This is a genomic window from Nitrospirota bacterium (assembly GCA_016212185.1).
Lineage (GTDB): Bacteria > Nitrospirota > Thermodesulfovibrionia > UBA6902 > DSMQ01 > JACRGX01.
The window spans coordinates 34,478-44,462 of the sequence record JACRGX010000008.1 but is presented as its reverse complement, the minus strand read 5'-3'; the positions used below and the strand labels follow the sequence as shown (position 1 = coordinate 44,462).

The following is a 9,985-nucleotide window of genomic DNA, read 5'->3' as shown; positions in this document are numbered from 1 at the left end:
TGCAAGCAGCAGCCACAGCCATGCGCCTTCAACCCATCCACCTATTGCGCCCTTGAAATTTGTTATCTGCAGATGGATTGCGAGCGGAATGATGGAATAGGCATAGACAGGTACAATCTCTATGACGCCGTGATATTTATCGCCGAATAAAAGCCCGACTGCCGGTTTCCCGAAAAGTTTTAAGAAGGCATATCCTGAAATGAATAAAATTACGGTGATGCCTAAGCCCCAGAGAAATGCGAGCAGCCCCTTTTTGTTCAGCCGCTCCTCTATGAGTTTTGGATAGACAACTGCCGAGGCTATCATGGAAAACGCAAGCAGTCCTTTCCCGATTAAAGCTGCCGCCGCATATATGCCTGCATCCTCAGGCATGAAGAATCTCTTAGCAAGAAGCATATCAAGCTCAAGGAAAAAACCTACGGGTAAGGCAATAAAAAAAACCTTTGCAGTTATATTTTTAAAGCCTGATTCAGGTGCGCCCTGCCTCAGCCGTTCATTGTAGGCGTCAATGAGGTATTTTCTCTTTGCATAAAGAAAGATAAAGACGGCGGAGGCGCCAAAAACCGAAGAGGCTATGGCCCCGAATACCTTAAGGCCCCAAAGCACGAGCCCTATGCCGCAGACGGCCCTTATGAAAAGCTCAGCGGCGGCGGTGTAAGAAAGCACGCCAAAGGCCTCAACCGAGGAAAACAGACCCCGCAGGACTCCTGTGAAGCTCCAGATGAATAGTGCCAGTCCGACTGAAATAAATATTGGCAGATTACCTGCTTTTAAAAAGCCACTGATTAAAGGAGATAAAATCACAGGGCCCAAACCAACGGCTAATGCCAGAAGAAAACCCAGTCTGAGGGAAAAGCTTTTTATTTCCTCAAAAGCAACGCCTGTAGCCCTGCCTGTTACTGCAACTCGTGTGACGGCCCCGCTTAAAATATTTACAGGTCTTGACAGCGCAATCATCAGGGCGTAAAGAACACTGAACTCTGCATATACGGCAGGCCCGAGCTGTCTGCTGACAACCGCATGAAACACATAGCCGAAGACCGTAGTTGCGATAAAAGAAAGAGACAGATAAATAAAGTTATGAAATATGTTGGTAATCCTCCTTATGAATTTTGTCCGCTCATAACCTTAATCAAAAATCTCTCATAATCACGGGCAATATTATCCCACAGATATTTTTTTGCATATTCCCCTGCCTTCTGCCCCAGGGCTTTTCTTAACGTGTCATTTTCAAGAAGAAAATTTATTTTCCCGGCCAGATCATCTGCATCGCCTGTTTTAAATGATATGCCGAAGCCTGCGTCAACGGCGTATTTTAACTCAGGGATGCTGCTTATGATTACAGGCTTGCCGCAGGCCGCGGCTTCAAGTATGACTATGCCCTGGCCTTCATAGCGTGACGGAAGCACAAAAAATTTTGACCTGCCTATAAAATCTCTCTTTTGATCGTCATTTAGATAGCCTTTAAATTGGACTTTTTTGTCCAGCCCGGATTTTCTAACAAGAGAAAATAATTTATTTTTGTCTTTTCCCGCCCCTCCGATAACAAGTCTTTCATTAATCATTTGTATTGCCTTAATCAGGGTGTCAAGACCTTTGTTATGGATGTGCAGCCGCCCCATGTATGATATATAATCTTCTTCATGGAATCCGGGTTCATCAAACAGTTTTTCATTAATTCCATTAGAAATGATGACTGCGCCCGGAAGCCCGAATTTATCCCTGCTGGCCTCAGAGACGCAGATGCTGTTTTTAAAAAGTCCCGGATAAAACTTCTCTACGGTCATAAACGGCAGTCCAAAAATGAAATATTTTTTAAATAAATTTATCCCTTCTTTATGGTGAACCTGTACGGCATGCGGAGTCTTTGTCATTAGTGTTGAGAACAGGGGATTGTAAGGCGCGAAATCTTCAACTATGACATCATAAGATTTTGAATTTGAAAGCAGAAATTGCGAAGCCTTTGCGGCATAGCAGAATGTGCTTAATACATAATTATTTTTGTGTGTTCCAACAAAATGAAAATCTAAATTCCTCTCGCTGTAGTCTGTTGCTCCGGGGTATTTTCCGCAGACAACGGTTATGTGATGCCTCTCTGAGAGCCTTTTATAAAGCTCATAAACCCTGACGGCCCCGCCGCCGCCGACCCACGGGTTATTTATATGGTCGTAAATTAAATGAAGGATTTTCACTTTTGAATAAGCGCCTTAGCTGTTTTTTTCAGACGCAGCAGAGCCTTTCTCAAAAACAAATGTTTGGCAAGCAAAAATTTATTTATTTTTTCAAAAGGCAGGGTCTGATAATAAATCAGCGGGTCTGAATTTTTTAATTCAGGATATGTTTTAATAAAATCCTCGGGGGACAGAGCATAAGGGACGGCATTATTTGCAGATGCCGCAATGGATTTAAGGCCCTTAAAATAAAGCGGGTCCCTCACAGGCCTGCCGCCCCGGGGCTTAAGTTCATTATATCCAAATGCATTGGAGTATTGCCTCGGCAGGCCGCTGCAGATAAGCAGTAAAGAACACTTTCGGCACGGAGGCGGCTGTTCGTATCTTATGGCATTTTCCTTCATGGCGTAAAAAAGATAGTCATATTCTCCGTCAAGCCTGTGGCAAGGCTTAAAGTCCCATTCCCATCTGTCAAAGGGAAGCTGGGGGAAATTCATGACGTGTTTTTCAAAGCCTTCAAAAAGGCAGAAGGGCATATATCTTACATTCACCTCAATCCCCGCTGAACTTAAGATTGAAACAGCTTCCATGATGTACGGCGCCGCTTCGCTGTATTGCATCTGGAATTCCTGCAGCGGAAGATTAATCCATTCCTGAAAGGGGTTGAACATGATGAGGTTGACAACTTTGGGTTTCATTTCCGCGAATTCATTTGCAAGCCCGGGGAGGGTTTTGTAATTTACCTTTGTCACGACGGTGTTGGTCCTGAAGGTTAACCCTGCATCAAGGACATTTTTAATGCCGGCGCGCATGGCTTTATATCCTCCGGGTTTATTTACTACATAATCGTGCTCTTTTTCCATGCCGTGGCATGAAATAAGAAAATCCTCTATGCCGGCGTCCTTTAAGTTTTTTACAAGCTGCGGGGTGAGCCTTTGCCCGTGAGTTATAATGGTCGGTTTGAGGTCCATAATACGGCAATGCTCAACAAGAGGAATTATATAGGGGTATATAGTAGGCTCTCCGCCTGTGATGTCCACATGCGTATTGCCGTAGAATTTTTTAAACCTGCTGCATTTATTTTTCAGGTCTTTAAGCGGATGAAATTTTCTTTCTGCCGCGTGCTTGTAATAACAGAAGGCGCAGTCAATATCACACGCCAAACCCACATATAGAACGCCCCGTCCGGTCAGCTCCCGCCTGCCGAACCATTTTTCTTTGAAATAATTATAATTTTCCGTTAAGGCGTTGCGGTAAAGGTTGTGATGATATACCGCCGATTCCCCGCAGTAAAGCAGATGAAAACCGCTCATTTTTATCTGCATTGAAAAATCGCAGTCTTCCCACTGCGCGCCTTTATAGTTTGTATCAAAGGAGCAGGCGTCAAGTATTTTTGAATTATAGAGATTGCAGGTCCCGGACAGCAGCTCAGCGGTTCTTACATAGTCAAACCGGCCGTTGTCTTTTTCGCCCATGCCGATGACTTTGTTTTCACCCCATGGAGCAATAAAGATTTTCTCTGCAGAGAAAATCCGTCCGTTCGAGAAAAGCAGTTTTGACTGTATCTGTCCGATGCCGTTGCCTGCGTATTTAAGCAATTTTTCAAGCCAGCCATCCGAGACGGTTACGTCATCATCCATCATAACAAACCATGGAGAGCGGACCATGGAAAGCGCTATGTTTCTGTTTTCAGCGGCGCTCCGCCTGCCCTCAACAACGTGCACTTTATAATCAATGCCCGGGGTAAATTTATCAATGCTTTCTATGCACTGCTCTAATAACGGCGTGCGCTCGTAGCATATTATGAGAATATCTATTTTTTTAATTTCTGACATGACTCAGCACCTTTCGCATATTTTTTAAGATGAAAAAGACATGGCTGAAAAATGAGCGCCTGTCGTATTTCAGGATAATTTTCAGCGCTGTCAGCGCCCTTTTTAAAACACTTCCGGTCTCGCCCGCAACAACCAGATAATGCTTTCTCTTTAAATTTGAGATGTAAAATGCCTTTTTTCTGTCTTTAGCCGCATAATCTTCCGTCTCAAACACGGGCTCTGCATTGCCTCCGAAATGAAAAGAGTCTGTCCAGTCTCTGAGGATTTTTATCCTTTTGTCGCCGGTTATGTTTTCCCAGAGTTCTGTGCCTGGATAAATGCTGATAAGGTTAAAAAGCGCATCATTTAACCTGAGCGCCTCACTGTATTCAAGGCTTTTCATATCATCCGCATAAGTGCTTCCCGGCAGTCCGAGGATAAAAAATCCATTAACCCTGATGCCGGTTTTTTCAGCCGATTTTATGGCCTGTTCTATATCTGCAAGCGCCTCTCCTTTTTTCAGACTGTCAAAAACCTTTTGAACGCCGCTCTCAATCCCGATATTAATAGACGAACAGCCTGACATCTTCATCAGGCTCAGCAATTCTTCGTCCAGCCTGTCAGCCCTTACGCCGTTGGGGCAATGCCATTCCTTTTGCAGTCCGCTTTCAAGCAATCTCCTGCAAAAATCTTTTGTTCTGCCGGTATCAAGCGTGAAGTTGTCATCTATTATATGAAATTTTTTAAAATGATATTTTTTCTGCGCCTCAAGGAGTTCTTTAATTATGTTGTCAACTTCCCTTGCGCGCCATTTCCTGCCTGAGACTGCTCCGACACAGCAGTAGATGCACTGATAAGGACAGCCTCGGCTTGTAAGAAGCGGATAGTCTTCTATTAGGCCCCTGAAGGAGTCAAATACCTCATAATCAGGAAACGGCAGCAGGTCCAGGTTTTGCTCATGTTCTTTCAGCCCGAAATGACAAATATCGCCTGTTGTTTTGTCCCTGTGCCAGATATTGCCGATACTGCCAAGGTCCCTTCTGCCCTCTGCATATTCCAGAAAATTTACTATTGTATTTTCAGCCTCTCCGATTACTCCGGCGTCAAAACCGTATTTTTCAATAAAGTCCCTGCCTGCTACCGTGATGTGAGGGCCTCCGCAGAGCTTAAATCGTATTTTCTTATTTTCATTCAGAAGTTTAATCAGCGGTTTTGAAGAGGCGGCAGTGGCGGATTTAAGCGAGACTCCGACAATGCCGCTGTCAATCTGCCGTATCCTTTGTTCAAAATTATCCTGCCGGTTGTTGAGGTCAATAACTCTGACTGTTTTGCCTTTGGACAAGAGCGAGCCTGCAAGATATGCCAGTCCGGCGTTCAGCCCCCTCGTTGCGCCTGTCGGGTCAATTAATGTTATGTCCATGCAAGAGCTTTCTGTATAAATTAATTATCTTGTTTTTATGAACTTCGGGCGAAAATTCATCTGTAAATTTTTTCTGCCCGTTAAGCCCGAATTTATAAATCATGTCTTCCGTATTAAATAAAGTCATTGCCTTTTCTGCAAGCGACTTAGGCGAATCAGGAGGAACCAGAAAACCGTTAACGCCGTCTTCTATCCAGTCAGGTATGCCGCCTATATTGCTGCCAATAACCGGCTTCCCTGATGTCATTGCCTCAAGCCCCACAATACCAAGCACCTCGGGCCAGAGGGATGGAACAACGAGCACATGTATCTTATCATAAAAACTTCTCATCTCATCCCTTCCGAGTTTTCCCAGAAAGCGCACCCTGTTTTTTATGCCTAAATTCCCAGACATCCGTACAAGCTCGTTTTTGAATATGCCGTCGCCGGCAATTAGGAGTTTTGTGTCTTCAGGCAAAAGGCTCAATGCCTCAAGCAGTACATGAACTCCCTTTTCCCTGATGAGTCCTCCTGCGTAGCCTATATATTTCCCTTCGGGCCGGGCAATTTCTTTTACTTTAAAGTCAGATGTGTAAGGCAGTGTTGTCAGTTTGTCTTCCGGCACGCCTGCTACCTTAAGCAATTCTTTTTGTGATTTATTGGGGCAGATGAATTTATCAATAAGGGGGATTATCCGCTTCAGGCGGTTTTTGCGGATTTCATAAAGCAGTCTGCAAAACATATCAGATCTCAGCATTCCGGAAAAGATTCGGCATGCGCCCCACCTTTTTTTTATTTCGGAGGAATAGTATTTTTTCATGCAGGTAATACATTTGTCCATGGCGCATATTTTCCCATCCTCATGCACAAACCGTAATGTCGGGCAGAAAAGGTAGAAATCATGCACGGTCATGACAAGGGGGAAGCCTCGCGAGGCAAAGACGGCGGCAGAGCTTAATGTGGCGTGAATATTATGCACATGCACGATATCAGGTTGTAATTCCGAGAGAAATTTTTTAATTTTTTTATAAATTAAAAAATTTGGAATGAGAAGGGATGTCAGGGCATCAGAGTTTCTAAGATTCAGATTGATAATGCGCCTGTCTTTAAATTCCCTGCCGCGGACATTTGTAATTACATAGACATTATCTGCACTGCCGGAAGACAATGCCTTTACAAGATTTTCAACATATATTTCCGCGCCTCCTCTGGCAAAGGGGGGATAAAGATTTGTTATCTGGACAACCTTCATTATTTTATAAGGATTACTTCCTGCTATTAAATTCAGTCCTGTACCATTTTTCAATGACGGCTATATCGTTTTTCATCTCCGTATCAGACACGGCATATTTGAGCTCTGAGATGAATTTTGCGGCGGCCGCATTGCCCCTTTTATCATACAAAAAATTTACATAATCTTTTATTATTTCATCCTTGAACCCCCTTCTTGCTATAAAAAATGCAAGCCTGTAAAAATAGTCGGTGTCTTTTGAATTTTCAGCGGCAAGAAGGTTGGCATATTCCCATATGGTTAATACATAGGATCTGCGGATATCCGCAGTCATGATATCCCTGTTGTCTCCTGTAATTATGGGAAGATAATCAATTTTCTCAAAGTTTTCTTTCAACTGTTCGTTCAACGGAAATTTGTTGCCTTTAGGCAGGAGTATTGGGATTATGACATAGCCTTTTACGTCAAACCTGTTTTTGAAAAACTGAGGGAGCGAGCCGATACTGCTTGCATACAACCGGCCCTCCTCAGCGATGGGATAAAAGTATTTGATGGAGGTTCCTGCCGTTTCGTAGAACTCAGGATACCACATGCCGAATTTCCACCGGGGAGAAAGGATAAGGCGAAAGCTGCTGTTTCCAGAAGCGGCATCCATGTACAGCACATCGTCTCTCAGCCGTTCAACTCCAAAACCATAAAAGCCTAAAAAGGCGGGATTATCCCCGAATGCAAAATAAAAGCTCTTTGTTTTTAAGACCTTTGAAATATCTTTTATCCAGTTATATGCGGTGAAGTATTCGGTGAGGGATGATTTTTGAATTGCGACTGGGACGTAAGCTGCCTGAAAAATAATTAATCCGAGTGCTACGGTTTGAGCCACAAGGGATGAACGGGCATTAATTTTTTCATAACATTTATATAAGCCTGCACCGGCAAGAATCCCAGCGATAGGAATAAGCTGCAGAAAATACGGGCTGATAATAAACAGGTCATGATAAGTAGGCTCTTTTTGACCGATAGTCATTTTGGCAAGAAGCAGCCATATCACAAGCGAAATAAAAATATATCCGAAGAGCTTTTTGTTTTTAAGCAGGCTTGCCGTGCCTATAAGTGCAAAAAGCCATATGACAGGGTGAACCTCTGAGGACAGGATTCGTCCGATATTTTTTATGGAATAAAGCCAGCCGATACTGTAATTAGGAGTGCCTTCAATGGTCTTAAGAGTGCCTCCTGAATATTCAGCCCTGAAAAAAACCGTAAGAAAGTCCCTGAAGGAATGAACCTGTGAATAATCAATAAAGGTATTTGTATGGCTCCTGATGTACAAGTAAAGATAAACGGAAAACCCTGTAATGAATAAAAGAATGCTTAGTGTGATTGTGCCAAAAGGAATATCCTTTCTCCTTGCAAAGACCGCATAAAGCAGGGGAATGAGCATAAAACCGGCTATATGGTGATTGCCCATGCCGAGCCCTAAGATAAAAGATGAGATTAATATGCTCCGGAAGAAATCGGTTTCTTTTAAGGCCCTCAGCCCTAAATAAAATATAAGGACGATTAAAAAAGTATTTAGCGTATAAACCTCTGCCTTTGAAGACTCAAGGATAAAGTTGGGCGAGGCTAAAACGGCAAGTGATGCAACTATGCCTGCGGCATAATTTTTTGTAAGGTAAAAGGCTGTCATGTAAGACAGCAGGACGGTCAGCGCCCCGAAAACAGCGCACACGAGATTGACCTTAAATGCAATGTTTCCAAACGGTATGAAAGTCAGAAGCTTCCCAAGCAGTAAGAATAACGGATAGCCGGGCGGATGCGCCGAACCGAGGGAATATGATGAAGCGGTAAAAATACCGCTGTCGCCGACATAAACAGTTGGGGCTAAGGAATAAACAAGTATTAAGGAGAATGAAAGCAGGAATAATAAAAGCCTGGGGAAGACGGCTTCCCCAGGCTTTGAATCACAATGAGTTGCCACTAATCAGAATAAATAGTCTTGGTATGGATATTAACTCCGCCGTTGTCCCTTGCAGTTATTGACACGGCTGTTGTGCCAGACATGATACATGCAATCTGTCCGCTGCCTACAGCAGTAGACCAGAGGTTTCCCACGCCTGCCCATGGGGATTGTCTGCCCAATGCAGTCTGAGCGACTATATACTCGGCGCATACGCCTGCCACAGACAGTTCGGAATTTGTATCATCACTACCGTCAATAGCGCCGTTACCGTCAGTGTCATTTTCCCTTAATGTTGCGCCGGTGCCTGTTTTCAAAGAAGAATTAAGCCATGCCTGAAGTTCAGGCTCTGCAGCTGACGCAGACCTTGTGACAGCGCCCTTTCTGGACCTTTCCTGCATGCCGAGATATCCGGGTATTGCTATAGCAGCAAGGATACCGATGATTGCAACGACGATGAGCAGTTCAATAAGGGTAAAGCCTTTTTGCTCTTTTAAATTATCTACTGCCTTAAACATTACCTTTCCTCCTTTTCTGAATTAAATTATTAAATCACAGGTCGTTAGCGACCTTCGTACAAGCCTTGAGTCTTTTTTCGGGTGGTCTCACCTCCTTTTAAATTACCTTATTAAAGTATAGTCATTTTATATATTATGTCAAGCTTTTTCGTATGCGTTTGACTTAAGCATACCACTCTGGAAAAGAAAGTTAATGTGACATAAATCACATAATCGGTATTTTTTTAAAGAAAGCGGGTTTAAGGAGTATATATCTGTTGTCAAGGATTTCAACCTCGCCCCCCTTTAAAAACCTGCTTATAAAGCGGGTTACAGTTTCTCTTGAGACAGAGGCATACCCAGCAATATCCTCATGGGTGAGTTTTAAAGAGATGATAGTCCCTCTCATATCTTTTACCCCGTACTGCGAACCGATGAGATTAAGAATTGCCCTGACCCTTTGTTCGGCTCCGGCAAAGCGCGACACCTTAAGCATCAGCCATGCCTCCCTTAATCTCTGGCAAAGCATCGGGACAATCTCTTTCAGGACTTTGGTGTTTTTTAATAAATATTTCTCAAAATCCTCTTTTGTTATTATCCAGACATCTGAATCCTCCATTGCTATGACGGTAGCAGGCGCGGTTTTTCCGTCAAGCAGCGACATCTCTCCGAAGAAAGAGCTTTTCTTACGGATTGCAAGTATCTGCTCTTTTCCCTCAACGCTTGTCTGCACTACCTTTACCATTCCGGAATAAACGATATACATGTAATTATGAGTATCTTCTTCCAGCAGAATTATCTCGTTTTTTGAAAAATGTTTTTTCTGGAAGATTTGTTCCATGCCGGATAGTTCTTCGTCTGAAAGGCAGGCTAAAAACGGGATGGTTTTTATAATGTTATAAGGCTTGGATTCCATATG

7 protein-coding genes and 1 pseudogene are annotated in these 9,985 nt (G+C 43.4%); all 8 read right to left on the bottom strand.

The features are described 5' to 3' along the window. On the bottom strand, nt 1-1,107 hold a 1,107-nt coding region (locus tag HZA10_00910; GenBank protein ID MBI5194862.1), incomplete at its 3' end, for an oligosaccharide flippase family protein. Then, nucleotides 1,104-2,192, bottom strand: coding sequence for a glycosyltransferase family 4 protein (locus tag HZA10_00905; protein MBI5194861.1), 1,089 nt, complete (start codon nt 2,190-2,192; stop codon nt 1,104-1,106). The genes HZA10_00905 and HZA10_00910, both read right to left, overlap by 4 nt. Next, entirely contained in the window at nt 2,189-4,006 is a 1,818-nt protein-coding gene (locus HZA10_00900; GenBank protein ID MBI5194860.1) for a radical SAM protein, read from the bottom strand. The genes HZA10_00905 and HZA10_00900 overlap by 4 nt, the downstream gene beginning before the upstream one ends. Beyond that, on the bottom strand, nt 3,993-5,405 hold the full coding sequence (locus HZA10_00895) for a radical SAM protein (protein ID MBI5194859.1): 1,413 nt from the start codon (nt 5,403-5,405) through the stop codon (nt 3,993-3,995). Before HZA10_00895 ends, HZA10_00900 begins: the two co-directional genes overlap by 14 nt. After that, the gene (locus HZA10_00890) at nt 5,386-6,690 is read right to left on the bottom strand and encodes a glycosyltransferase family 4 protein (GenBank protein ID MBI5194858.1); all 1,305 of its coding nucleotides are present in this window, start codon (nt 6,688-6,690) and stop codon (nt 5,386-5,388) included. Before HZA10_00890 ends, HZA10_00895 begins: the two co-directional genes overlap by 20 nt. After that, entirely contained in the window at nt 6,650-8,590 is a 1,941-nt protein-coding gene (locus tag HZA10_00885) for a DUF2723 domain-containing protein (GenBank protein ID MBI5194857.1), read from the bottom strand. Before HZA10_00885 ends, HZA10_00890 begins: the two co-directional genes overlap by 41 nt. 386 nt (nt 8,591-8,976) lie before the next feature. After that, nucleotides 8,977-9,087 (bottom strand): annotated as a pseudogene (locus tag HZA10_00880) (type II secretion system protein). 205 nt (nt 9,088-9,292) lie between these two features. After that, a complete protein-coding gene (locus tag HZA10_00875) occupies nt 9,293-9,982 on the bottom strand; it encodes a Crp/Fnr family transcriptional regulator (GenBank protein MBI5194856.1) in 690 nt (229 codons plus the stop codon). Between the last annotated feature and the right edge of the window lie 3 nt (nt 9,983-9,985).

Excerpts from the sequence above, each read along its gene's own strand:
- HZA10_00875 (MBI5194856.1), bottom strand. The coding sequence starts at position 9,982 with ATGGAATCCAAGCCTTATAACATTATAAAAACCATCCCGTTTTTAGCC.
- HZA10_00900 (MBI5194860.1), bottom strand. The coding sequence starts at position 4,006 with ATGTCAGAAATTAAAAAAATAGATATTCTCATAATATGCTACGAGCGC.
- HZA10_00895 (MBI5194859.1), bottom strand. The coding sequence starts at position 5,405 with ATGGACATAACATTAATTGACCCGACAGGCGCAACGAGGGGGCTGAAC.